The organism is Rhizobium quercicola (genome assembly GCF_021168455.1).
GTDB classification, from domain to species: Bacteria; Pseudomonadota; Alphaproteobacteria; order Rhizobiales; family Rhizobiaceae; genus Ferranicluibacter; species Ferranicluibacter quercicola.
Map to the genome: position 1 here is coordinate 1 of NZ_JAJOZR010000005.1, position 22,611 is coordinate 22,611.

The window sequence follows — 22,611 nt, forward strand, 5'->3', positions numbered from 1 at the left end:
CCGCCCGCAACTTCTGCCCAAGCCGCACCGCACTCGCAGCCGACACATCGAACCGTCGCGCAACAGATCGAACCGATTCACCCTGCACGACAGCCGCCGCAATCCGGCTGCGCAAATCCAACGAAAGCGACTTCGGCATTGCTGAAAGCCTCCCGCTAAAATCCATACGGAATCAGAAAACAACACAAAATGCCAGCCCCCGATTCCGTTACCCGCAGACAGACTCTAGCGGCGCATCTTGCCTTCGAAGGGATTTTCCGACGCCCTCAGATGAATGCGGATCGGTACGCCCGGCAGCTGGAAGTCGGTCCGCAGGCCGTTGGTCAGGTAGCGGATATAGCTTTCCGGCACGGAGTCCGGCCGCGTGCAGGAGATCATGAAGCCTGGCGGGCGGGCCTTGACCTGCGTCATGTATTTCAGCTTCAGGCGACGGCCGGAAACGGCCGGTGGCGGGTGCTGCGTCTGCTGGGCGTCGAGCCACTTGTTCAGCCGCGCCGTGGAGATCCTACGGTTCCAGACCTTGTCCGTGTCGATGATCGACTGCATCAGCTTGTCGAGCCCGTAGCCGGTCTGCCCGGACATCGGCACCGCGCGAATGCCGCGCGCCTGCGGCAGCAGCCGCTCGGTCTTCTCGCGAAGATCGGCCAGCAGCGCCTGCGGATCCTCGACGAGGTCCCATTTGTTGAAGGCGAGAACGGCGGCGCGACCCTCGCGGATCACGAGATCGACCAGCTGCAGGTCCTGCTTTTCGAACGGGATGGTGGCGTCGAAGACGATGACGACGGATTCGGCGAAGCGGATCGAGCGCAGGCTGTCGGCGACCGAGAGCTTTTCGAGCTTCTCCTGAACGCGCGCCTTCTTGCGCATGCCGGCCGTGTCGAACATCTTGATCGTGCGGCCGCGCCAGTCCCATTCCACCGAGATGGAATCGCGCGTGATGCCGGCTTCCGGGCCGGTCAGCAGGCGGTCCTCGCCCAGAAAGCGGTTGATCAGCGTCGATTTGCCCGCGTTCGGCCGGCCGATGATGGCGACGCGCAGCGGCTTGGTCTCGTCATAGGCCGGCTCTTCGTCGTCGTCGCCCTCGTCCGCCGTCTTGCGCAGGTCGATGTTTGTTTCGGCTTCGTCCACGACGGGCGGAAAGGCACGCTCCTCGCCGATCGCCTCGACGATGGCATCGCGCAGGTCGATCATGCCCTGCCCGTGCTCGGCTGAAATCGGGCAGGGATCGCCGAGCCCGAGCGTGAAGGCATCGTAGAAGCCGCCGTCCGAGCCCTTGGCTTCCGACTTGTTGGCGACCAGCACGACGGGCTTGCCGCGCCGGCGCAACAGGCCGGCCAGCGTCTGGTCAGCCGGCGTCAGACCAGCCTTGGCATCGACCACGAACAGCGTCAGGTCCGCCTCGTCGATCGCGGCCTCCGTCTGCGCCCACATGCGGCCCTGCAAGGTCTCGGGGCCCGACTGCTCGAGGCCGGCGGTATCGATGATGGTGAAGCGGAGATCGACGAGCTTCGCGTCGCCCGGCCGCCGGTCGCGCGTCACGCCGGGCGTGTCATCGACCAGCGCCAGCTTCTTGCCGACAAGCCGGTTGAAGAGCGTGGACTTGCCGACATTGGGGCGGCCGACGATGGCGACGGTGAAGTTCATCTCAAAAATCCTGTCGCGGCGTTCACGCCGCTGTACCGGCCGCAGCGCCGCCCGTCGTCATGACGGGCAAGGGGCGTTGCGACCTCTCGGTTCATCCCGCAAGCCGCCCTCAAGGAGCAGCGTCACGGGGTTCGTTTCACTGCGTGGACGCCATGACGTCCAGAAGCATGCGTGCCCGGTTGGCAAGGCCACGGGGCGCCTGGGTGTCGTCGACGATCTGCTGGAACCACTCTTTCGCCTTGGCCTTGTCGCCGGCCTTGTAGGCGGCGAGACCCAGCGCCTCGCGGGCCGAGCTGCGCAGACCGTTGCCATCCACCGCCAGCGGCTCGGCTTCCGCCGCCACCTGCGCGTAACTGCCGGTATCGACCAGCAGATAGGCGGCACGGATGCGGGCTGCGTCCCGCATCGGCTGCACGATCGCCTCGTTCTTCGAAATCTCGGTGAAGGCCGTGACGGCCGCAGCCGTATCGCCCTTCTGGGCCTTCAGCGTTGCGGCACGCATCTGCGCCAGAACCGGATAGGCCCCGTAACCGTCGGCCTCCAGCTTGTCGAAGGCGGCGAGCGCCTCGTCGGTCTTATTGTCCTTGGCGAGCGTCAGGGCCGCCAGAAATTCGTCACCCGAGGCCGAGGCCGAGGTCTCGTGCCAATAGTCGTAGGCGACCTTGCCGATCGTGCCGATGACGATGAGAATCGCGAGCATGGCGAGAATGCCGCCAAAGCGGAGCCAGACCGCCTTGACCTGCTCGGAGCGAAGCTCGTCATTGACCTCGCGGATGAAACTGTCGTTCTGATGCGCCATTCGGGTTCCGGCGGACCGGCCTTCTCTGCCATTTCTGTCAAAGCCGCGCTTCTAGCCTATTTCGCGCATATTGTAAGGGGGCACGGCGAAATCGCGTGCCTGTGAGCAGGCCGGCCGCCCGCATTGCCGGGAAAACCGCTCACGACAGCGCGATCGGCGACACGCCGATCAGAACCTCGTGCAGCTTCAGCACGAAGAGGCCGTAAGCCAGAAGGCCGAACGCGATCGCCATGACGTCGAAGCGCGGCGAGCGAAAGACCGGCAACACGTCCTCGCCCGCCCTTGCGCGCCGCTTCAGCGAGATCCTTGCGACGATGCCCCAGGCAAGGACTGCGCCGAACAGCAGCACGGAGGCCGTCTCGCCATTGGCCAGCAGATGCGCCAGCGCCCAGATCTTGATCGCAAGCACCTGCGGGTGCCGCGTCTTCACCGCGATCCTCCCGGCCGGGAGAAACCCGGCGGCAAGACAGATGAAGGCGGGCAGCATGAGCAGCAGCGCCACATGCTTGAGGAACACAGGCGGCGCATAGAGCAGGCCGGTGGACGCCCGCGCCTGCCCGAAGCCCACCACGACGAGACAGAGGCCGGCAAGGCTGACGATCCCGTAAAGCGCCAGGAAGGTCGGCTTGCCCAACCGCGCGATCAGCATGGCGCGCAGGCCGGGCACCACGATCCGCAGCAGATGCACGCCGAAGAGAACGACGATACCGAGAACCAGAAGTCCCATGGCTGCACCCCATCATCTTGTCACGCGTCGCCCGGGCGTCTCCGCCCGCCAGAAGGCCGAACCCGAAAGGTTTAACGAAGATTTATGAAGCAAATCCGGGCATCTGCAACGCCTTTCTGATATGCGGCCCGCATCGGGCCCGCAATGCCGCTTTCGACCGGTTTTTCCGCAGTCTATGGCCTTTGGCTCCCACGCCTTCAAAGGATCGCCGCAATCCTGTCGCATGGGCGGGCGCGGCCATCCATCGCTCCCGGTCGCGCCGCGTTCCACATTCCTCTGCTGCAGGCCGGCATCGCGCCAGATCGTCACGGTCCGCAGCAGGCGCATCACGTCAGGTTTTCGCATGCACAGATCCTCCGCACCCTTGGCCGCCCTTTTCCTCCTGCCGTCGCTGACCCTGGCGCCGTCGATGGTGCGTGCGGACCCGCCGCGGTCGCCCGCGTTGACCGCTTCGCCGGAACCCGCCACGAAGGCGGCACCAAAGTTCCAGCAACTCGTCATCATCTCGTTCGACGGCGCCCACGACAATCGCCTCTGGGAGCGGAGCCTTGCCATGGCGCCGAGGGTCGGCGCCCATTTCACCTATTTTCTCTCCTGCACCTTCCTGATGACGCGAGCCGAAGGTAGCCGCGCCTATCGGCCGAGCGGCCACAAGGTCGGCGCGTCGAATGTCGGCTACGCCCAGAACCGCGACGAGATCGCGACGCGCGTGCGCCACATCTGGCAGGCCCATCAGGATGGCCACGACATCGGCAGCCATGGCTGCGGTCATTTCGACGGCAAGGACTGGAGCGAGAAGGACTGGAGCGCCGAGTTCACCGCCTTCGATGCCGCGCTCGACAATGGCTGGAAAGCCGGCGGCATCGGCGCCGAGGAGCCGGACGGCTGGCGCGGCATGATCGACGGCATCAAGGGGTTTCGCGCGCCGTACCTCTCGACCAGCGCCGGCCTCCTTCCGGCCGAGCGGAAGGCGGGCCTCTCCTACGACGCCAGCCTCGTGACCAAGGGCCCGGCCTGGCCGACGCCGGAGGACGGCATCCAGCGCTTCGGCCTGCCGCTGATCCCCGAAGGCCCGACCGGCCGCCGCGTCATCGGCATGGATTACAACCTCTTCGTCCGCCACTCGATGGGCGTGGAAAACCGCAAGGACAGCGCCACCTTCGAACAACGCACGCTCAAGGCCTATCGCGATGCCTTCGCCACCCAGTACGACGGCAGCCGCATCCCCCTGCAACTCGGCTTCCACTTCGTGGAAATGAACGGCGGCGCCTATTGGCGCGCGCTGGAAACCTTCCTTGCGGAAACCTGCCGGAAACACGACGTCGCCTGCGTCAGCTATGCGCAGGCCCTGCCCCTGATCGAGGCACGAAAAAAGGCGGATCCCTCCGCCTTTTGATCGTCACATGGAATGCGGCTCACGGCTGTGCAGGATTCACGTCCTCTTCGTTCCGGACTTGCAGATAGCGCTGGTCGATCTCCGGCAGCGGCTCGCCTTCGATGGCAGATTCGAAGGCACGGAGACGTTTGTAGATCGACAGAAGCTCGACGATCGTCGTCCACGAATTCACCAGATACTGGAATGATTCCCGAACCTGCCCGAAGACGTTCTGGATCTGGTTGAGCACGCCGAGCGAGAGTTTGCCCGCGATGATGGAAGGCACGAGGACGAACGTTCCGAACAGGTTGTCCGCCTGCAGGTAGAAGATGCGGGCGACGTTAAAATACATGTAGTGAAAATAGAGACGGAAATAGTTGCGGCGAACGTTGGCGAACAGCTGTGCCACCGTTATCGGATCGGCGCGATCCGGGTTGTCCTCACCATAGACCAGTTCCTTACGATAGGCTGCCTCGACACGCTGGTTGCGGAACTCAAGCCCGGGCAGCTTGATACCGACCGCGGCCAGAAACACCGTACCAAACAGGGACCAGCAGATCGCCGCCCAGACCAACGCGTGCGGGACTTCGCCGATGAAGGGCAGTTCGGTGACCGTGGCGGAGAATTTGAACAGGATGGGCATGAAGGCGATCAGCGTCATGACGGAGCTGACGAGATTGACGCCAAGCCCTTCCATTGTTCTGGAAAACCGCATTGTATCATCCTGAACACGCTGCGAGGCGCCTTCGATGTGCCGCAGCTTGTCCCAGTGTGACATGTAGAAATCGTTCATCGCCGTGCGCCAGCGGAAGACATAGTGGCTGACGAAGAACAGGTTGAGGACACCGACGGTGACAGCCACGAAGGCAATGCCGGCAAAGCCGATCATGCCCATGTAGAGCTGGTCGGCCGTTACCGGAGCCGTGCGTGCCAGCGCCTGCTGGATAAGGTCGTAGAAAGGGCCGTACCAGGCATTGATGGAGACGCCCACCTGGACGGAGAAATAGGTGTTGAACATGATCAACGCAGAACCGAGAATCGACCAGTTCTGCCAGCGATGAGGCCGGTAAGTGTACCAGAAAGCGGCAAACAGGCCGACCATCAGAGCGTAGTAAATGTAGAACCATAGGAACGGTGGCGACCAGAAAACGGAAACGCCGATCACCGGCTCCGTGCCCGGAGGCAGTGGAGGAAGACCGATCAGCGCGCCAAATTCGCTTCCCCCCGAATACCATGCGCCAATCGCAAGCAGGGTCCATACGACCACCGATGGGAAAAAGTATTTTGGATAGGGGAAAAAGGAGACAAACAAATCGAGCGCCTTCAGCTTGATGCAACGACGTCATTCGCGCGGGAAGCGCGAAACCCGCGCGAACCTAGGCCAATTGGAGAGGCTTCACAATCACGCCCTTGAAAGGTTACGTCTTTTTAATCCCGGGCGGCCGTCTCAAAGCCCGGACGCCAGACGGATGCCCCGGCGTTCGGCGAAGACAATCCCCGCGCAGAGGATGAGGACGCCGCTGGCGATCAGCGTCGGCAGCGTGAAGCTGCCGGTGGTGCCGGCCAGCCAGCCGGCGATGAGCGGCCCCACGATCTGCCCGATGCCGAAGGCGGCGGTCATCACGGCGAGCGCGCGCCGCTGGCTGGCGGGTGCCAGAGCCCGGCCGATCTGCAGGCCGAAGGCGGTGATCATGATGAAGGTGGCGCCGAGCAGCAGGCCGCCGGCAAGGGGGGCTGCCGGAAACGGCAGAACCACGGTGAGGATGAGCCCGAGCGCCTCGACCACGAGCCCGATGAGATAGATGCCGACGATGCCGAAGCGCGGCACCGCCTTCCGCCAAAGCGCGACGGAGGCCGCGGCGCTGAGGCCCGTGACGAGCCAGCACAGAAACTCGATCGTGTGATCCACGGCGCCCGCGCGCGCCATGGCGACGAGAAAGGTCGCCGTGATCACGTAGCCGAAACCGAACAGGCCATAGGTCAACGTCAGCGCCGCGAAAGGCCGCGTCCAGACCAGCGGCGGCTCGGCCGTCGGCGTGGCTGTCGTGCTCGTCGGTCCGTCCGGCAGCAACAGCGCCACGCAGGCGGTACCGAGCAGTGCGAGGAACGCGCCTGCAAACCAAGCCTCCCGCCAGTTCGCCAGGGCTTCGCCTTGGCCCGATGGCAAAAGCCAGACCATCAGCGACGACGCGGCGATGCCGAGCCCGACGCCTGCGAAATGCAGTGATTGCACATGACTATTGCCGGCCGCCGCTCCCCGCGTCAGCACGATCTGCGAAATCATGATCATGGTGAAGGCGCTGGCCATGCCGGCAAGAAACCGGATCAGCGCGAACATCGCCACCGACGTCGTCAGCCCCATGGCGCAGAGCAGCACCGTGGTCGCGACCAGCATGCCGAGCCCGATCACCCGCTCGCGCCCTTGCGCGAAGGACAGGCCGGCAAGCACGGCGCCGAGCAGGTATCCCACGAAGTTGGCCGCCGCGATCACCCCGGCCTGCCCCGGCGTCAGCGGAATATCCAGCATCATGCCGGGCAGGATGGGCGTGTAGGAAAACCGGCCGAAGCCCATGGCGACCGCCATCGCGATCGCGCCGGCCATGGCCGTCGCCAGAAGCTTGAGACCGGATGCGCGCGTGTTGGGCATCAGCCGGGCAACGTGACGACGAGAGGACCGTTGCGCGTCACGACGACGGTGTGTTCGTATTGCACGGTCGGCGCGCGCGGCTCGCTGTAGAGCGTCCACGCATCGTCGCCGCCTTCGGCGTAATGCGCACCCATCGACAGGAACGGCTCGATGGTGAACACCATCCCGTCCTCCATGCGCCGCTTCTCGTGCTTGTCCGGCCAGGTGGAGATTTCCGTCGGCTCCTCGTGCAGCGAGCGGCCGACGCCGTGGCTGGCGAGGTTGGAAATCAGGGTATAGCGGTTCTTGCGGGCAAAGGCGCCGATGGCATTGCCGATGGCGGCGAGCGGCTTGCCCGCCTTCACCTCGTTCAGCCCCACCCACATGGCGCGCTTGCCGTCGCGGCAGAGCCGCTCGGTCGCCTTCGAGATGGGCGGCACGGCGAAGGATGCGCCGGTATCGGCAAAGAACCCGGCCTTTTCGGCGGACACGTCTATATTGACCAGATCCCCGGCGGCAATCACCCGTGGTCCCGGGATGCCATGCGCGACCTCTTCGTTGACGCTGATGCAGGTGGCGCCGGGAAAGCGATAGGACAGCTCTGGTGCCGACTGCGCGCCCTCGGCCTCCAGCGCCTTGCGGCCGATGAGGTCGAGGTCTGCGGTGGTCATGCCCGGCTCCAGGGCGGCCCCCATGATCTGCAGCGCATTGGCGCAGATCCGGCCGATCTCTTTCAGGCGTTCGAGATCGTCGGCATTTTCAAGGGTCATGGTCGTTCGTATCCGAAGGCTGGTGCGGTGCGGCGGGAAACGAGGCCCCGGCACACCGGTCGAAAAGCAAACCTATCTACTCCGCTTCCCGCCTGCAAGGAAGCCGGGCGGCGCGCGGAAACCGGCAAGGCGACACCGCCGCCTCAGACGGCGCTGGCCGCCCGCGCCGCGTCCTCGGCGATCCCTTCGCGCACCAGCGGCGCAACCTTCGTGCCGTAAAGCTCGATGCCCCGCATGATCTGATCGTGCGGCATCGGGCCGATCGCCATCTGCAGGAGAAACCGATCATTGCGGAAGATCCGGTGATGCCGGACGATCTTTTCGGCGACCGTTTCCGGATCGCCCAGAAACAGATTCCCGCGCGGGCCAATGGCCTGGTTGAAATGCGCCCGGTTGGTCGGCCCCCAGCCGCGCTCGCGGCCGATCCTGTCCATCACCTCCGCTTGCGGCCCGTAGAACTGGTCGGCCGCCGCCTGAGTCGTCTCGGCGATGAAGCCGTGCACGTTGATGCTGGTCTTCAGCCCCGTCGACGGCTGCCCGGCGCGCCGGGCGGCCTCCCGGTAAAGATCAAACACCGGCGCGTAACGCGCCGGTTCGCCGCCGATGATGGCGAGCGCCACCGGCAGGCCGAGCGCGCCGGCCCGGGCGACGGACTGCGGCGTGCCCCCGACGGCCACCCACAGCGGCAGCGGCGCCTGCAGCGGTCGCGGATAGACGCCGCGATCGTGCAGAGCGGCCCGCTTCTCGCCTTCCCAGGTGACGATCTCGCCGCTGCGCAGCGCCATCAAGAGGTCGAGCTTCTCCGAAAACAGGTCGTCGTAATCCTCCAGCGGATAGCCGAACAGCGGAAACGATTCGATGAAGGAGCCGCGCCCCGCCATGATCTCCGCCCGGCCACCGGAGAGAAGATCGAGCGTCGCGAACTGCTGGAACACGCGCACCGGATCGTCCGACGACAAGACGGTCACCGCGCTGCTCAGACGGATGCGGCTGGTGCGTGCGGCGGCCGCCGCCAGCACCACGGCCGGGGACGAGACCACGTAATCGGCGCGGTGATGCTCCCCGAGCCCGAAAACGTCGAGGCCGACCTGATCGGCCAGCTCGATTTCGTCCAGCAGGTCCTTCAGCCGCCGCTCGCCTTCACGGCCCTTGTCGGCGGCTTTGGGGTCGACATCGCCGAAAGTGTAGAGACCGAGTTCCATGATGCGGGTATCCCTGATGTGGTGTTTTCCCACACATAAACATCGCGGGCGCGCTTTCCCACTGCTGGAGCCGTAAACGCTGCGTTGCCGCCCTGTTTACATCGGCGTACAGCCCGGAAGGGCAAGCGCGGTGCCAAAATCCATTGTCAGCCGGCTGTCTTTGCGCATAGTCTTGTCCGTCACGACAAGGGGTCCGAATGACCATCACAGCCGACACCGCCAACCCGTCCCCGGGCAGCATCCGTTTCCTGCTCAACGACCGCGAGATCGATCTGAAGACCGTGGCGCCCACCGCGACGCTGCTCGATTTCCTGCGGATCGAGCGCCGGCTGACCGGTACCAAGGAAGGCTGCGCGGAAGGCGACTGCGGCGCCTGTACCGTTCTGGTCGGGCGGCTGGTCGCGGGAAACCTCGTCTATGAAGGCGTCAACGCCTGCATCCGCTTCGTCGGCTCGCTCAATGCCACCCATGTCGTGACCGTCGAGCATCTGGCCGCGCGGGACGGCACGCTGCACCCGGTCCAGCAGGCGATGGTCGATTATCACGGCTCGCAATGCGGCTTCTGCACGCCGGGCTTCGTGATGTCGCTGTACGGCCTCTGGCTTTCGAAGGACAATCCCGGCCGCGCCGATATCGAAAAGGCGCTTCAGGGCAATCTCTGTCGATGCACCGGCTACGAGCCGATCGTGCGCGCGGCCGAAGCCGTCGCCACTGCCCGGCCCGATGCCGTGTTCGATCCGATCCTGACGATGCGCGATCGCGTGGTCGCCTTCCTCTCGGGCCTAGCGACCGGCGAAACCATCGTGCTCGGCCCGCCCGATGCCCGTCTCGTCGTGCCGGGCTCGGCGCAGGCGCTCGCCGAAGCGCTGTCCGAACACCCGGACGCGACCGTGGTTGCCGGCTCCACCGATGTCGGCCTGTGGGTGACGAAGCAGATGCGCCCCATCAACCCCGTCATCTTCATCAACGGCCTTTCGGACCTGCAAACGATCACCGAGACGCCCGACGGCATCACCATCGGCGCCGGTGTCACCTATTCGCTCGCCTTCTCCACGCTTGCACGCTGCCTGCCGCCGCTCGGGAAGCTGCTCGACAGGCTTGGCGGCGATCAGGTGCGCAACATGGGCACCCTCGGCGGCAATATCGCCAACGGCTCGCCCATCGGCGACACACCGCCGCCCCTGATCGCGCTCGGCGCCACGGTCACGCTCCGCGCGGTCTCCGGCACACGCACCCTGCCGCTGCAGGACTATTTCATCGCCTATGGCCGGCAGGACCGGCATCCGGGCGAGTTCGTCGAAAGCCTGTTCGTGCCCGCCCTGCCCGCGGACGAGCACTTCGCCGTCTACAAGATCTCCAAGCGCCGCGACGAGGACATCTCCGCCCTCTGCGCCGCCTTCCGCCTTAGCGTATCGCCGGAGGGCCTCGTCACATCCGCCCGCATCGCCTTCGGCGGCATGGCGGGCACGCCCAAGCGCGCCACGGCCGTCGAGGACGCGCTGATCGGCAAACCCTGGAGCGAAGAGACCGTCGCCGCCGCCCGCCCGGCCTTCGACGTCGACTATCAGCCACTGAGCGACTGGCGCGCCACCAGCACGTATCGCGCTCTGACGGCGAAGAACCTGCTATTGCGGTTCTATCTGGAAACATCGGGCACGCCGGCGGAGCTGGTGCGGTTCGAGGCCGCGGAATGATGCAACGCATCGGGTTGGCGTAGCCCCTCACCCTAACCCTCTCCCCGCACGCGGGGAGCGGGACGTGCCAGACGGCCGCTCCAAGTCCCTTCGCCCCGCTTGCGGGGAGAAGGTGCCGGCAGGCGGATGAGGGGCAGTCGCGCATGCGTGCTGCGAACGAAAACGGGCCTCAAGGTCAAGGAGACGGATCATGGACACCTCAACCTTTCAGGAGCGCCAGACCATCCGCGGCGGCATGCACAAGAACCTTCGCCATGACAGCGCACACAAGCACGTGGCCGGCAGTGCCGACTATATCGACGACATGCCCGAGCCGGCGGGAACGCTGCATGCCGCGCTCGGCCTCACCGACCGCGCCCATGCCGAGATCGTCTCGATGGACCTGAGCGCCGTGGAAGCCTATCCCGGCGTCGTCTGCGTTCTCACCGCACGCGATATGCCGCATTCCAACGATATCAGCCCCAGCCATCTCGACGACGAGCCCGTGCTGGCGGACGGCCGCGTCGAGTTCCACGGTCAGGCCGCCTTCGCCGTGATCGCCGAGACGCGCGACGCCGCCCGCCGCGCGGCCCGTCATGCCAGGATCGTCTACAACGACCTGACGCACGCCATCGACGTCGTGCAGGCGCGCGCGGCCGGCGGCACGCTCGTGACCAAGCCGCTGACCCTGTCGCGCGGCGATGCGGCGCACGAAATGCCGCATGCGCCGCGTCGCGTGAAGGGCGAAATGCGCATCGGCGGGCAGGAACACTTCTATCTCGAAAGCCATATCGCCTTTGCCATTCCCGGCGAAGACGACGACATCACCGTCTGGTCCTCCACCCAGCATCCGAGCGAGATCCAGCACATGGTCGCCCATGTGCTCGGCGTGCCCTCCAATGCCGTCACCGTACAGGTGCGCCGCATGGGCGGCGGCTTCGGCGGCAAGGAAACGCAGGGCAACCAGTTCGCCGCCATCGCCGCCGTTGCGGCCAAGAAGCTGAACCGCCCGGTCAAATTCCGGCCCGACCGCGACGAGGACATGGCCTGCACCGGCAAGCGCCACGACTTTCTCGTCGAATACGAGGTCGGCTTCGACGACGACGGCCGCATCCATGCCGTGGAGGCGACGTTTGCCGCCCGCTGCGGCTATTCCTCCGATCTCTCCGGCCCCGTCACCGACCGCGCCCTCTTCCACGCGGACGGCGCCTATTTCTATCCGCATGTGCGCCTGACCTCCGAACCGCTGAAGACCAACACGGTCTCCAACACCGCCTATCGCGGCTTCGGCGGGCCGCAGGGCATCGTCGGCGCCGAACGCATGATCGAGGAGATCGCCTATGCGCTCGGCAAGGACACGCTCGAGATCCGCAAGCTGAATTTCTACGGCGAGAAGGGCTCCGGCCGCGACCTGACCCCCTATCACCAGCAGGTCGAGGACAACGTCATCGGCAAGCTGGTGGCGGAACTCGAGCACAGTGCCGACTACCAGAAGCGCCGCGCCGACATCCTCGCCTTCAACGCCGGCAGCCGCATCATTCGCAAGGGCATCGCGCTCACGCCCGTCAAGTTCGGCATTTCCTTCACCATGACCGCCTTCAACCAGGCGGGCGCCCTCGTCCACGTCTATCAGGACGGCTCGATCCACCTGAACCATGGCGGCACGGAGATGGGCCAGGGGCTCTACACCAAGATCGCTCAGGTGCTGGCCGACAGTTTCCAGGTCGATATCGAGCGTGTGAAGATCACCGCGACCACCACGGGCAAGGTGCCGAACACCTCGGCCACCGCTGCCTCCTCCGGCACGGACCTTAACGGCATGGCCGCGGCCGATGCCGCGCGCCAGATCAAGGACCGTCTGATTGCCTTTGCCGCCGAGCGCTGGCAGACGACGCCGGACAAGATCGCCTTCGTGCCGAACCATGTCCTCATCGGCGAGGAGCGCGTGCCCTTCAACGACCTCGTCAAGCTGGCCTATTTCGCCCGCATCCAGCTGTCGGCCGCCGGCTTCTACAAGACGCCGAAGATCCATTGGGACCGCACCACCGGCCGCGGCACACCCTTCTATTATTTCGCCTATGGCGCCGCCGTCTCGGAGGTCTCGATCGACACGCTGACCGGCGAATACATGGTCGAGCGGGTGGACGTGCTCCACGATGTTGGCCGCTCGCTCAACCCGGCGATCGACATCGGCCAGATCGAAGGCGGCTTCGTGCAGGGCATGGGCTGGCTGACGACCGAAGAGCTCTGGTGGGATGACAAGGGCCGGCTGCGCACCCATGCGCCTTCCACCTACAAGATCCCGCTCGCCTCCGACCGCCCGAAGATCTTCAACGTCAGGCTCGCGGACTGGAGCGTGAACGGCGAGGAGACGATCGGTCGCTCCAAGGCCGTGGGCGAACCGCCGTTCAACCTGCCGATCTCCGTGCTCGAAGCCATCTCCATGGCGGTGGCCAGCGTCGGCGACTACCGCCAGTGCCCGCGCCTCGACGCGCCGGCGACACCGGAGCGCGTGCTGATGGCCGTCGAGCGGATGCGTTCCGCCCCATGAAATACGTGGTCGGCAGCCTGCAGGCGTTTCTGGCCCGCGAGGCACAAATCGTCTGGATCGAGGTGGCGGAAACGCGTGGGTCGACCCCCCGCGAGACCGGCGCCTTCATGCTGGTCTCGCCCACAGACAGCCACGGCACCATCGGCGGCGGGCAGATGGAGCACATGGCGACCGATCACGCCCGGAACCTCCTGGCGGGCATGGCGACGGAAACGCATCTCGACATTCCCCTCGGGCCCGAAATCGGCCAATGCTGCGGCGGCCGGGTCGTGCTCTCCTTTCGCACGCTCGACACGCCCGCGCGTGGCGATCTCGACGCGATGCTGGAAGCGCGCGTGAACGGCTTTCCCGAAGTCTGGCTGTTCGGCGGCGGTCATGTCGGCCGGGCTCTGGCCGATGCGCTGGTGCTGCTGCCGGTGCGCACCATCGCCGTGGAAACGCGCCGCACCGAACTCGACCTGATGTCATCGGGCGCGAGCCACCGCCTGACGGCCATGCCGGAATCCCTGGTCAGAGACATCGCACCCGGCAGCGCCGTCATCATCCTCACGCATGATCATGCATTGGATTTTCTGATCGCGCGCGAAGCGCTGCCCCGCACCGACCTCGCCTATACCGGCATGATTGGCTCCAAGACCAAACGCGCGACCTTCGCCAGCTGGGCGCGCGACGAAGGGCTTGACGACACCGCCCTCTCCCGCCTCGTCCTTCCCATCGGCGGCAAGACCGTAAGCGACAAGCGCCCCGCCGTGATCGCCGCGATGACGGCGGCCGAGGTGCTGGTCGCGCTCGACGCCTATCGCCGCTCCGCCGGCTCGTAGCGCGGATCGCGGCCATCGAGAAATCCGAGGTCGCGCTGGAGATGCGGCGGCAGGCTCTGAAGATCCAGCCTGGGATACCGCGCCGGTAGGAACCGCGCGAACCCCCTCAGCAGACGCTGCACGGCATGGCCGAGCGCGCTCGTTTTCCTCGTATAATGCAGGGTGGGACGTGTCGTCTGCAGGCTCATGGCATCACCATTCGGTCAGGGAATGGCTTGCATCATCGGCCCGCGCATGCTCGAAATCCAATCGAACATCCGCCTGCTGCCATCAAGAGACCTGATCCATGAAGATGTCCCGACAGTTCCCGCTGAATGCCCTGCGCGTCTTCGAGGCCGTCGCGCGCCTGTCGAGCTTCACCCGGGCCGGCCAGGAACTCGGCCTCACCCAGACCGCCGTCAGCTACCAGATCAAACTGCTGGAGGAGAACATCGGCGAACCCCTCTTCCTGCGCCGCCCGCGCCAGATCACGCTGACGGAGACCGGCGAACGGCTGCTGCCAAAGGTGAGCCAGGGGTTCGATCTGCTGGGAGAGGCGGTCGTGGCGGCGCGGCGTGCGTCGAGCGAAATCCTTATCCTGCACTCCACGCCCACCTTCGCCCAGCAATGGCTGACACGACGCCTCGGCACCTTTCAGTTCCGCCACCCGCAGATCGCCGTCCGGCTCGTCACCGGTGCCCGCATCGTCGATTTCCAGACGGAAACGGCCGATATCGCCATTCGCTGGGGCACGGGGGACTGGCCGGGCCTGATCAGCCATCACCTGATGCGCCTCGATTTCGCGCCGATCCTCAGCCCTGCTCTGGCAGAAACCCATGGCGGCATCCGCGAGCCCGCCGATCTTCTGAAACTGCCGCTCATCAGCCCGTCCGACCCTTGGTGGAAGCAGTGGTTCACCGCCGCCGGCGTTCCAGATCCGAACCTCGACGTGCTAACGCCGAACGATTTCGGCGTCCAGACCTTCGACGCGGCCGCGGCCATGGCCGGACAGGGCGTCGCCATCGTCAACCCCGCGCACTACGCCGACGACATCGCCGCCGGCCGCCTCCTCGTGCCTTTCGATCTCCTGTGCAATGACGGCAGGAATTACTGGCTCGCCTATGCCGAGAACCGCCGCAACGTCCTGAAGATCCGCGCATTTCGAGACTGGATTCTGCAGGAGTTTAACACGGTGCCATCGTAATGACCGCGCCAACCCACCTCCGATGCGACCTTGACGTTTTTTGTATTTTACGTAATTTACGCAGAAAGGAGATATCGATGTCTGAGGCTCTGAAAATACCGGCAACCCTCTTTTCTCGAAGCTTTGCACGCTATCAGGACGAAGCCATTACCGAGAAGATAATAGAGATCACCAGTCACGGGAGAGTTGTTGGTGGCTATCTCTCCGCTGGCGAGCTTGAGCATTACAAAAGACTGAAACGTCGGGAGCGCGAAGTGCTCGCTGTCGGCGACTTGGACGATGAAACGATATCGGATCTGGAAAATGCGCGCTATGGCGTTTCGCCGGCGTGAGATTCCCGGCACCTGCACCGGGTCTGGTGGTTCGCTATGCGTTCCTCTGGAAGGAAGATCATGACCAAGGCAGGTACGAAGCGGCCAAGGACAGGCCATGCGCCATCATTCTCGCTGCAAATGTTCGAGAGACGGCTGACATTCAGGTCGTTGTCGTGCCCATCACGCATTCTGCTCCCGCTGTAGACGAAGAGGCGACGTCGCTCGAAATGCCGCCAGCCGTTGCTCGCACCCTGGGACTGGACGCCGGTCGGCATTGGGTTCGGGTCACGCAGCTCAACCGTTTCATTTGGCCCGGCTACGATCTGCGCCCCAGACCGGATGTGCCCGAGCGTGTCGACTACGGCTTCATCCCCCAAACGTTCTTTGAACGCATCCGATCTGCGATCCTTGCGGAGAACAAGAGGACGAAGATCTCGTTCATTCCACGGGACTCTTGATCCGTAGCGATAAGATACCGTGCCGCGCTCAAGCCTCGCCCCTTCGATCCCCCGCCATATCGCCCTCGCCACCAAATATCTTGTCGAGCACGCGGATCTTTGAGAAAGCGCCCCTTCCCTCGCCCGGGAAATTCTCGCAATGTGACAGGCGGGGGGCATGAAAGGGGACAGGAATGTACGAATACGCCATCGTGTGGGAATGGCTGGCCTTCGCCGTGCGCTGGCTGCATGTGATCACCGCGATCGCCTGGATCGGATCCTCCTTCTATTTCATCGCGCTCGATCTCGGGCTGGTCAAGCGCCCGCATCTTCCCGCCGGAGCCTACGGCGAGGAATGGCAGGTCCATGGCGGCGGGTTCTACCATATCCAGAAATACCTGGTCGCTCCGGCCATGATGCCGGAGCATCTGACCTGGTTCAAATGGGAGGCCTACACCACCTGGCTGTCCGGCTTCGTGCTGCTCTGTCTGGTCTATTATGGTGGCGCCGACCTGTTTCTCGTCGATCGCCATGTGCTCGACATCTCCTCGACCACGGCGATCCTCCTGTCGCTCGCCTCGCTCGGGATCGGCTGGCTCTTCTATGATCTGCTCTGCAAGTCGCCGCTCGGCAAGAACACCTGGACGCTGATGGGCCTGCTCTATGTGGCGCTGGTCACCATGGCCTGGGGCTACACGCAGATCTTCACCGGCCGTGCCGCCTTCCTGCATCTCGGCGCCTTCACGGCGACGATCATGTCGGCCAACGTCTTCTTCATCATCATGCCCAACCAGCGCATCGTGGTGGCGGACCTGATCGCCAGGCGCACGCCCGACCCGAAATACGGCGCGATCGCCAAGCAGCGCTCGCTGCACAACAACTACCTGACGCTGCCCGTCATCTTCTTCATGCTGTCGAACCATTATCCGCTGGCCTTCGCCACGGCCTATAGCTGGATCATCGCGGCGCTGGTGTTCCTCATGGGCGTAACGATCCGCCACTGGTTCAACACCACCCACGCCCGCAAGGGCCGCCCGACCTGGACGTGGCTCGTCACCGTCCTTCTCTTCATCCTCATCATGTGGCTCTCGACGGCACCGAAGCTGCCGGGCACGGCGGCCGAGACCGCCGCCGTCTCCCCGGCCTTCGCCCGCTTTGCCGAAAACGCGCATTTCCCCGCGGTACGCGATACGGTTTCCACCCGCTGCTCCATGTGTCACGCGGCCGAGCCGGTCTATGAAGGCCTCGTGCGGCCACCGAAAGGCGTGATGCTGGAGAATGACGGCGAGATCGCCGCCCATGCCCGCGAGATCTACTTCCAGGCCGGCCGCAGCCACGCCATGCCGCCCGGCAACCTCACCGACATGACGGCCGACGAACGCGCGCTGATCGCCGCCTGGTTCGAAAGCGCCGCGGGAACCGCCACACAATGACATCGATGCTTCTTCGCGGCCGCACGCTCACCTTCCGCCGCCGCCCCCTGTCGATGGACGACGCCGAAGCCTATGCCTACGAGACCGATGGCGCCCTTCTCCTGCGCGACGGCCTGATCGTCGCCAGCGGGCCCTATGATACGGTCCGCGCGCAGGCGCCGGCAGATGCCATCGAGATCGACCACCGGCCGCACCTCATCCTGCCGGGCTTCATCGATACCCATGTGCATTTTCCGCAGATGCAGGTCATCGGCTCCTACGCTGCCAATCTGCTGGAATGGCTGAACACGTACACGTTTCCGGAGGAGTGCCGCTTCGTGGAGACGGCGCATGCCGAGCGCATCGCCGTGCATTTTTTCGACGAGATGATCCGCCACGGCACGACGACGGCGGTCGCCTATTGCTCCGTGCACAAGACCTCGGCCGATGCCTTTTTCGCCGAAGCCATGAGGCGCGACATGCGCATGGTCGCCGGCAAGGTGATGATGGACCGCAACGCGCCGCAGGGGCTGCTCGACACGCCCGAGATGGGCTACGACGAAACGCGCGCGGTCATCGAACAGTGGCACGGCAAGGGCCGCAACCACGTCGCCATCACCCCCCGCTTCGCGATCACCTCGACGCCGGAACAGATGTCGGCCGCGCAGGCGGTCGCCGCCGAATTTCCCGACCTGCACATCCAGACCCACCTGTCGGAAAATCGCGACGAGATCGACTACACCCTCTCGCTCTACCCCGACGCCGCCGACTATACCGACGTCTATGCACATTATGGCCTGATGGGCCGCAAATCCCTGTTCGGCCACGCCATCCATCTGTCGGAGCGCGAGCAGGATGCCATGAGCGAGACGGGCTCGATCGCCGTCCACTGCCCCACGTCCAACCTCTTCCTCGGCTCCGGCCTGTTTCCGCTGAAGGCGCTGACGCGGCGGGAAAAGCCGGTCCGCATCTCGGTCGCCTCCGATATCGGCGGCGGATCGAGCTATTCCATGCTGCGCACCATGGACGAGGCCTACAAGATCCAGCAATTGCTGGGCGAGCGGCTCAATCCGTTCGACAGCTATTACTACCTGACGCTCGGCAATGCCGAGGCTTTGTCCCTGTCGGAGCGCATCGGCACGCTGGAGCCGGGAAGCGACGCGGACCTCATTGTGCTGGACATGGCGGCAACGCCGGCCATGGCGCTGAAAGCGGAGGTCGTCACCTCCCTCTCCGACGAGCTTTTCCTGCTGCAGACCATGGGCGACGACCGCGCCGTGGTGGAAACCTATGTCGCCGGACGCGCGGCCAAGACCACATTGGCATAACTGGTCAATTTTATTGACCAGTTGCTCCGCGAGCGCTTAACGCCCGGCATCCGGCATGCTAGGAGAAGCACGAAACCCACTGCGGAGCCTGACCATGCCGTCCCTCGACATCAGCGACCTCAAAGCTCTGGCCAAGCGCCGCGTGCCGAAGATGTTCTTCGATTACGCCGATAGCGGCGCCTGGACGGAGGGCACCTATCGCGCCAACGAGGCGGATTACCACAAGATCAAACTGCGCCAGCGGGTGCTGGTGGATATGACCAACCGGTCGCTCGCAACCACGATGATCGGCCAGAAGGTCTCGATGCCCGTCGCCCTCTCCCCCACAGGGCTGACCGGCATGCAGCATGCTGATGGCGAGATGCTGGCAGCGCAGGCGGCGGAAGAGTTCGGGGTGCCGTTCACGCTGTCCACCATGAGCATCTGCTCCATAGAGGACGTCGCCTCCGTCACGACCAGGCCGTTCTGGTTCCAGCTCTATGTGATGAAGGACCGCGATTTCGTCCGCAACCTGATCGAGCGCGCCAAGGCTGCGAAATGCTCGGCGCTGGTGCTGACGCTCGACCTGCAGATCCTCGGGCAGCGTCACAAGGACCTGCGCAACGGCCTTTCCGCGCCGCCGAAGTTTACGCCCAAGCACATCTGGCAGATGGCGACGCGGCCCGGCTGGTGCCTGAAGATGATGCAGACCCAGCGGCGCGGCTTCGGCAACATCGTCGGCCACGCCAAGAACGTTTCGGATCTCTCCTCCCTGTCCGCCTGGACCGCCGAGCAGTTCGACCCGAAACTCTCCTGGGACGACGTCGCCTGGATCAAGAATCTCTGGGGTGGCCCGCTGATCCTGAAAGGCATTCTCGATCCCGAGGATGCCCGCATGGCGGCGAGAACCGGCGCGGATGCGATCATCGTCTCCAACCATGGCGGACGCCAGCTGGACGGTGCGGCGTCCTCGATTTCGATGCTGCCCCGCATCGTCGATGCGGTCGGCGGCGAGATCGAGATCCATATCGATGGCGGCATCCGCTCCGGCCAGGACATCCTGAAGGCTGTCGCGCTTGGCGCGCGCGGCACCTATATCGGCCGCCCGTTCCTCTATGGCCTCGGCGCAGGCGGCAAGCCCGGCGTGCGTCTCGCGCTCGACATTCTGCGCAAGGAACTCGACATCACCATGGCGCTGTGCGGCAAGCGCGATATCCTCGACGTCGACAGGAGCATCCTCGACATCTGACGCCGGTCAGCTGCCCCGGTAGGTGGAATAGCTGTAGGGCGAGAGCAGCAGCGGCACGTGATAATGTGCCGCCGGGTCGGCAATGCCGAAGCGCAGGGGGATGATATCGAGGAAGGGCGGATCGGAAAGCGCCGTGCCGCTCGCCTTGAGATAATCGCCGGCATGAAAGACGAGTTCATAGGTCCCGCGCACGACCGCATCGCCTTCCAGAAGCGGGGCGTCGACCCGTCCATCGCTATTCGTCGCCACGATCTTCAGAAGCGTGCGCGTCTCGCCCTCGATGTGGAAGAGCGCGATCTGCAGGCCGGCTGCAGGCCGGCCGAGCGCGGCGTCGAGAACATGGGTTGTCAGGCGGCCGGTGGCGATCATGCTAACCTCTCTCAGGAGACCCGATCGGCCGGATGCCGACGGGAGGGGTGGAACGCGTCTCGGAATGAACGAGCGGGAAAACTCAAGACAGCGATGATGCTGCGATCGTGAACGGCGTCTCGAAGAAAACCTCCTCCAGATTGGGCTCTCGGCCCTCGCGATCGACCACGAGAAAGTCGCTGACGGCACCGACGGCGACGAGCGGATGGTGCCAGACGTTGCGGCCGTAATGCACGCCCTGACGACCCGAGCAGGCAAACACCCGCGGACGGCCGGGCCGCCCATCCTCGTCGTCCGCGACGACGGCCAGCCACGACCGGTTGTCGAGCGGAACGAAGCTTTGCGAACCCCAGGGGTGCCGCTCCATCATGTCGATCGTGTAGGGAAAGAGTCGCGGCTGTCCGCGAAAGATGCTGATGACGACGCGCGCATCCTCGCCGGCGGCGTCCGCTTTGCCGAGCGCATGAAACCGTTCCGTCGTGCCGCCATTGATCAGCCGCATCGTCGCGGGGTCGGCCTCGATGACGCTGCCGAACGGCGCGAAGGCCGCAGCCGTCAGGGGTTCGATCGGAAGAACCAGCCCGCTCATGCCGCCGTTCCGGGAAAGAGAGCGTCCAGCCGCAGCCGCGCGATCGTCTCAACCTCGGCGGTGGCCGTTGCGAATTCCTCGTCCGGCGTGTTGTCCAGACGCGCCTGGAATGCCGCGAGAATATCGTCCTTCGTCTTGCCGCGCACGGCGATGATGAAGGGAAAGCCGAACTTGTCGGTATAGATCGCATTGCAGGTGGTGAAGAGCGCGTGCTCGTCCGGCGTCAGGCGGTCGAGACCGGCCGAGGCCTGCTCCGCCTTGCTGTCGGCGGTCAGCCCACCGGCAATCGCCAGACGGCCGGCCAGATCGGGATGCGCCCGCAAGACCTGCAGCCGCTTCTCAGTCGAGGCGGCGCGAAAGGCCTGCACCATCGCCGCATGCACGGTCGCGGCCGTCGGCGGCCCGTCCGGCAGCCATTCCAGCGCCTCTTCGGCGACCCATGGCGAATGCTCGAAGATGCCTCCGAACTGGCCGACGAAGGCCTGTCCCTCGGCACTGTCCCTGACGATGTTCATAGGCCGGCCTCCGGCTTGTGATGCGCATGCCAGTGATGGGCGATATCGATCCGCTTGGCGATCCAAACCTTGTCCTTGGACAGCACGTAATCGACGAAGCGGGCCAGCGCCGCGGCACGCCCCGGCCGCCCGACGAGACGGCAGTGAAGGCCGATGTTCATCATCTTCGGGCTCCCCTCGGCACCTTCTTCATAGAGCACATCGAACGTGTCCTTAAGATAGGTGAAAAACTGGTCGCCGGAATTGAATCCCTGCGGCGTGGCAAACCGCATGTCGTTGGCATCGAGCGTATAGGGAATGATCAGATGCGGCGTTTCCGGCGTCTTGCCCGGCACCCAATGGGGCAGTTCGTCGGCATAGCTGTCGGAGGAATAGAGAAAGCCGCCCTCCTCGATGACCAGCTTCAGCGTGTTGTCGGAAGGCTTGCCCTGATAGAGCCCGAGGGGGTGCGAACCGGTGAGTTCGGTGTGCAGCCGCACCGCGTCGGCGATGTGGCGCCGCTCCTCCTCCTCGGTGAAGTCCTTGTATTCGAGCCAGCGATAGCCGTGGCTGGCGATCTCCCAACCGGCCTCCTTCATGGCGGCGACGGCATCCGGGTTGCGCGCCATCGCCAGCGTCACGCCATAGACCGTCACCGGCACGTTGCGGCTGGTAAAGAGGCGCCACAGCCGCCAGAAGCCGGCGCGCGAACCGTATTCGTAGATCGATTCCATGTTGAGATTGCGCTGTCCCGGCCAGGGCTGGGCACCGACGATTTCCGACAGCAGCGATTCGGAGGCCTTCTCGCCATCCATGATCGTGCTCTCGCCGCCTTCTTCATAGTTGACGACGAACTGAACGGCGATCCGGGCCTCGCCGGGCCAGTGAACCTCCGGCAGGTGGCGGCCGTAGCCGACGAGATCGCGCGGTGTCGAAAAATCCATGGTCACCCCTCATGTGTCGCCCGAACGGTAGCATCCGAAGCGGGAAAGTCGAGGCATAAAGATCGATATCGACAGCCGAAATCGGCGGCGTCTTCACCGCTCCCGCAGCGGCCGGATGCGGCGTT

23 protein-coding genes are annotated in these 22,611 nt (G+C 64.8%); 10 read left to right on the forward strand and 13 right to left on the reverse strand.

Annotated elements, in window-relative coordinates:
• The 4 genes from LRX75_RS23395 to LRX75_RS08510 all read right to left on the reverse strand — a co-directional run.
• Positions 1 to 166 (reverse strand): helix-turn-helix domain-containing protein (locus tag LRX75_RS23395; RefSeq protein WP_420851177.1); only part of this gene is annotated, 166 nt, incomplete at its 3' end.
• A gap of 59 nt (positions 167 to 225) precedes the next feature.
• Positions 226 to 1,644 (reverse strand): ribosome biogenesis GTPase Der, encoded by a 1,419-nt coding sequence (der, locus tag LRX75_RS08500; RefSeq protein ID WP_231813472.1) that lies wholly within the window; start codon positions 1,642 to 1,644, stop codon positions 226 to 228.
• Between the two features lie 136 nt (positions 1,645 to 1,780).
• Positions 1,781 to 2,443, reverse strand: coding sequence for a tetratricopeptide repeat protein (locus tag LRX75_RS08505; protein WP_113150681.1), 663 nt, complete (start codon positions 2,441 to 2,443; stop codon positions 1,781 to 1,783).
• A gap of 139 nt (positions 2,444 to 2,582) precedes the next feature.
• Positions 2,583 to 3,170, reverse strand: coding sequence for an NnrU family protein (locus tag LRX75_RS08510; protein ID WP_231813473.1), 588 nt, complete (start codon positions 3,168 to 3,170; stop codon positions 2,583 to 2,585).
• A 364-nt stretch (positions 3,171 to 3,534) separates the two neighbouring features.
• Between LRX75_RS08510 and LRX75_RS08515 the strand changes: the two genes are divergently transcribed.
• Entirely contained in the window at positions 3,535 to 4,566 is a 1,032-nt protein-coding gene (locus LRX75_RS08515) for a polysaccharide deacetylase family protein (RefSeq protein WP_231813942.1), read from the forward strand.
• Positions 4,567 to 4,585: 19 nt separating this feature from the next.
• Here the strand turns inward: LRX75_RS08515 and bacA are convergent, their stop codons facing one another.
• From bacA to LRX75_RS08535, 4 genes are all read right to left on the reverse strand, one after another.
• Positions 4,586 to 5,857 (reverse strand): bacteroid development protein BacA, encoded by a 1,272-nt coding sequence (gene bacA, locus LRX75_RS08520; RefSeq protein WP_231813474.1) that lies wholly within the window; start codon positions 5,855 to 5,857, stop codon positions 4,586 to 4,588.
• A gap of 135 nt (positions 5,858 to 5,992) precedes the next feature.
• Positions 5,993 to 7,192, reverse strand: coding sequence for a YbfB/YjiJ family MFS transporter (locus LRX75_RS08525; RefSeq protein WP_231813475.1), 1,200 nt, complete (start codon positions 7,190 to 7,192; stop codon positions 5,993 to 5,995).
• A complete protein-coding gene (map, locus tag LRX75_RS08530; protein ID WP_113150683.1) occupies positions 7,192 to 7,941 on the reverse strand; it encodes a type I methionyl aminopeptidase in 750 nt (249 codons plus the stop codon). Before map ends, LRX75_RS08525 begins: the two co-directional genes overlap by 1 nt.
• A gap of 143 nt (positions 7,942 to 8,084) precedes the next feature.
• Positions 8,085 to 9,143, reverse strand: coding sequence for an LLM class flavin-dependent oxidoreductase (locus LRX75_RS08535; protein ID WP_231813476.1), 1,059 nt, complete (start codon positions 9,141 to 9,143; stop codon positions 8,085 to 8,087).
• A gap of 197 nt (positions 9,144 to 9,340) precedes the next feature.
• On the opposite strand from LRX75_RS08535, the gene xdhA reads away from it, so the two are divergent.
• The 3 genes from xdhA to xdhC all read left to right on the forward strand — a co-directional run bounded on the left by xdhA (position 9,341) and on the right by xdhC (position 14,188).
• On the forward strand, positions 9,341 to 10,837 hold the full coding sequence (xdhA, locus tag LRX75_RS08540) for a xanthine dehydrogenase small subunit (RefSeq protein WP_231813477.1): 1,497 nt from the start codon (positions 9,341 to 9,343) through the stop codon (positions 10,835 to 10,837).
• Positions 10,838 to 11,027: 190 nt separating this feature from the next.
• Entirely contained in the window at positions 11,028 to 13,367 is a 2,340-nt protein-coding gene (xdhB, locus tag LRX75_RS08545) for a xanthine dehydrogenase molybdopterin binding subunit (protein ID WP_231813478.1), read from the forward strand.
• Positions 13,364 to 14,188 carry a xanthine dehydrogenase accessory protein XdhC gene (gene xdhC, locus LRX75_RS08550; protein WP_231813479.1) on the forward strand — a complete coding sequence of 275 codons (825 nt, stop codon included), beginning with the start codon at positions 13,364 to 13,366 and terminating at the stop codon, positions 14,186 to 14,188. Before xdhB ends, xdhC begins: the two co-directional genes overlap by 4 nt.
• On the opposite strand, the gene LRX75_RS08555 is transcribed toward xdhC, so the two are convergent.
• Entirely contained in the window at positions 14,164 to 14,376 is a 213-nt protein-coding gene (locus LRX75_RS08555; protein WP_231813480.1) for a hypothetical protein, read from the reverse strand. The genes xdhC and LRX75_RS08555 overlap by 25 nt on opposite strands.
• A 98-nt stretch (positions 14,377 to 14,474) precedes the next feature.
• On the opposite strand from LRX75_RS08555, the gene LRX75_RS08560 reads away from it, so the two are divergent.
• The 6 genes from LRX75_RS08560 to LRX75_RS08585 all read left to right on the forward strand — a co-directional run bounded on the left by LRX75_RS08560 (position 14,475) and on the right by LRX75_RS08585 (position 20,090).
• Positions 14,475 to 15,371 carry a LysR substrate-binding domain-containing protein gene (locus LRX75_RS08560; RefSeq protein WP_231813481.1) on the forward strand — a complete coding sequence of 299 codons (897 nt, stop codon included), beginning with the start codon at positions 14,475 to 14,477 and terminating at the stop codon, positions 15,369 to 15,371.
• Positions 15,372 to 15,448: 77 nt separating this feature from the next.
• Complete coding sequence (locus tag LRX75_RS08565; RefSeq protein WP_231813482.1) at positions 15,449 to 15,703, forward strand: hypothetical protein; 255 nt, start codon at positions 15,449 to 15,451, stop codon at positions 15,701 to 15,703.
• A complete protein-coding gene (locus tag LRX75_RS08570) occupies positions 15,700 to 16,143 on the forward strand; it encodes a hypothetical protein (protein WP_231813483.1) in 444 nt (147 codons plus the stop codon). Before LRX75_RS08565 ends, LRX75_RS08570 begins: the two co-directional genes overlap by 4 nt.
• 173 nt (positions 16,144 to 16,316) lie before the next feature.
• A complete protein-coding gene (locus tag LRX75_RS08575) occupies positions 16,317 to 17,555 on the forward strand; it encodes a urate hydroxylase PuuD (RefSeq protein WP_231813484.1) in 1,239 nt (412 codons plus the stop codon).
• Entirely contained in the window at positions 17,552 to 18,862 is a 1,311-nt protein-coding gene (gene guaD / locus LRX75_RS08580) for a guanine deaminase (protein ID WP_231813485.1), read from the forward strand. Before LRX75_RS08575 ends, guaD begins: the two co-directional genes overlap by 4 nt.
• A gap of 94 nt (positions 18,863 to 18,956) precedes the next feature.
• Positions 18,957 to 20,090 carry an alpha-hydroxy acid oxidase gene (locus LRX75_RS08585; RefSeq protein WP_231813486.1) on the forward strand — a complete coding sequence of 378 codons (1,134 nt, stop codon included), beginning with the start codon at positions 18,957 to 18,959 and terminating at the stop codon, positions 20,088 to 20,090.
• A gap of 6 nt (positions 20,091 to 20,096) precedes the next feature.
• On the opposite strand, the gene uraH is transcribed toward LRX75_RS08585, so the two are convergent.
• The 4 genes from uraH to puuE form a co-directional block, all read right to left on the reverse strand.
• Positions 20,097 to 20,459, reverse strand: coding sequence for a hydroxyisourate hydrolase (uraH, locus tag LRX75_RS08590; RefSeq protein WP_231813487.1), 363 nt, complete (start codon positions 20,457 to 20,459; stop codon positions 20,097 to 20,099).
• Positions 20,460 to 20,541: 82 nt separating this feature from the next.
• Positions 20,542 to 21,048 (reverse strand): ureidoglycolate lyase, encoded by a 507-nt coding sequence (locus LRX75_RS08595; RefSeq protein ID WP_231813488.1) that lies wholly within the window; start codon positions 21,046 to 21,048, stop codon positions 20,542 to 20,544.
• Complete coding sequence (gene uraD, locus LRX75_RS08600; RefSeq protein ID WP_231813489.1) at positions 21,045 to 21,563, reverse strand: 2-oxo-4-hydroxy-4-carboxy-5-ureidoimidazoline decarboxylase; 519 nt, start codon at positions 21,561 to 21,563, stop codon at positions 21,045 to 21,047. The genes LRX75_RS08595 and uraD overlap by 4 nt, the downstream gene beginning before the upstream one ends.
• The gene (puuE, locus tag LRX75_RS08605; RefSeq protein ID WP_231813490.1) at positions 21,560 to 22,486 is read right to left on the reverse strand and encodes an allantoinase PuuE; all 927 of its coding nucleotides are present in this window, start codon (positions 22,484 to 22,486) and stop codon (positions 21,560 to 21,562) included. Before puuE ends, uraD begins: the two co-directional genes overlap by 4 nt.
• Between the last annotated feature and the right edge of the window lie 125 nt (positions 22,487 to 22,611).

What these genes read in the sequence shown, in the direction of transcription:
- der (WP_231813472.1), bottom strand. Translation starts at nt 1,644, where the DNA reads ATGAACTTCACCGTCGCCATCGTCGGCCGCCCCAATGTCGGCAAGTCC.
- LRX75_RS08505 (WP_113150681.1), bottom strand. Translation starts at nt 2,443, where the DNA reads ATGGCGCATCAGAACGACAGTTTCATCCGCGAGGTCAATGACGAGCTT.
- LRX75_RS08510 (WP_231813473.1), bottom strand. Translation starts at nt 3,170, where the DNA reads ATGGGACTTCTGGTTCTCGGTATCGTCGTTCTCTTCGGCGTGCATCTG.
- LRX75_RS08525 (WP_231813475.1), bottom strand. Translation starts at nt 7,192, where the DNA reads ATGCCCAACACGCGCGCATCCGGTCTCAAGCTTCTGGCGACGGCCATG.
- map (WP_113150683.1), bottom strand. Translation starts at nt 7,941, where the DNA reads ATGACCCTTGAAAATGCCGACGATCTCGAACGCCTGAAAGAGATCGGC.
- LRX75_RS08535 (WP_231813476.1), bottom strand. Translation starts at nt 9,143, where the DNA reads ATGGAACTCGGTCTCTACACTTTCGGCGATGTCGACCCCAAAGCCGCC.
- xdhA (WP_231813477.1), top strand. Translation starts at nt 9,341, where the DNA reads ATGACCATCACAGCCGACACCGCCAACCCGTCCCCGGGCAGCATCCGT.
- xdhB (WP_231813478.1), top strand. Translation starts at nt 11,028, where the DNA reads ATGGACACCTCAACCTTTCAGGAGCGCCAGACCATCCGCGGCGGCATG.
- xdhC (WP_231813479.1), top strand. Translation starts at nt 13,364, where the DNA reads ATGAAATACGTGGTCGGCAGCCTGCAGGCGTTTCTGGCCCGCGAGGCA.
- LRX75_RS08555 (WP_231813480.1), bottom strand. Translation starts at nt 14,376, where the DNA reads ATGAGCCTGCAGACGACACGTCCCACCCTGCATTATACGAGGAAAACG.
- LRX75_RS08560 (WP_231813481.1), top strand. Translation starts at nt 14,475, where the DNA reads ATGAAGATGTCCCGACAGTTCCCGCTGAATGCCCTGCGCGTCTTCGAG.
- LRX75_RS08565 (WP_231813482.1), top strand. Translation starts at nt 15,449, where the DNA reads ATGTCTGAGGCTCTGAAAATACCGGCAACCCTCTTTTCTCGAAGCTTT.
- LRX75_RS08575 (WP_231813484.1), top strand. Translation starts at nt 16,317, where the DNA reads ATGTACGAATACGCCATCGTGTGGGAATGGCTGGCCTTCGCCGTGCGC.
- guaD (WP_231813485.1), top strand. Translation starts at nt 17,552, where the DNA reads ATGACATCGATGCTTCTTCGCGGCCGCACGCTCACCTTCCGCCGCCGC.
- LRX75_RS08585 (WP_231813486.1), top strand. Translation starts at nt 18,957, where the DNA reads ATGCCGTCCCTCGACATCAGCGACCTCAAAGCTCTGGCCAAGCGCCGC.
- uraH (WP_231813487.1), bottom strand. Translation starts at nt 20,459, where the DNA reads ATGATCGCCACCGGCCGCCTGACAACCCATGTTCTCGACGCCGCGCTC.
- LRX75_RS08595 (WP_231813488.1), bottom strand. Translation starts at nt 21,048, where the DNA reads ATGAGCGGGCTGGTTCTTCCGATCGAACCCCTGACGGCTGCGGCCTTC.
- uraD (WP_231813489.1), bottom strand. Translation starts at nt 21,563, where the DNA reads ATGAACATCGTCAGGGACAGTGCCGAGGGACAGGCCTTCGTCGGCCAG.
- puuE (WP_231813490.1), bottom strand. Translation starts at nt 22,486, where the DNA reads ATGGATTTTTCGACACCGCGCGATCTCGTCGGCTACGGCCGCCACCTG.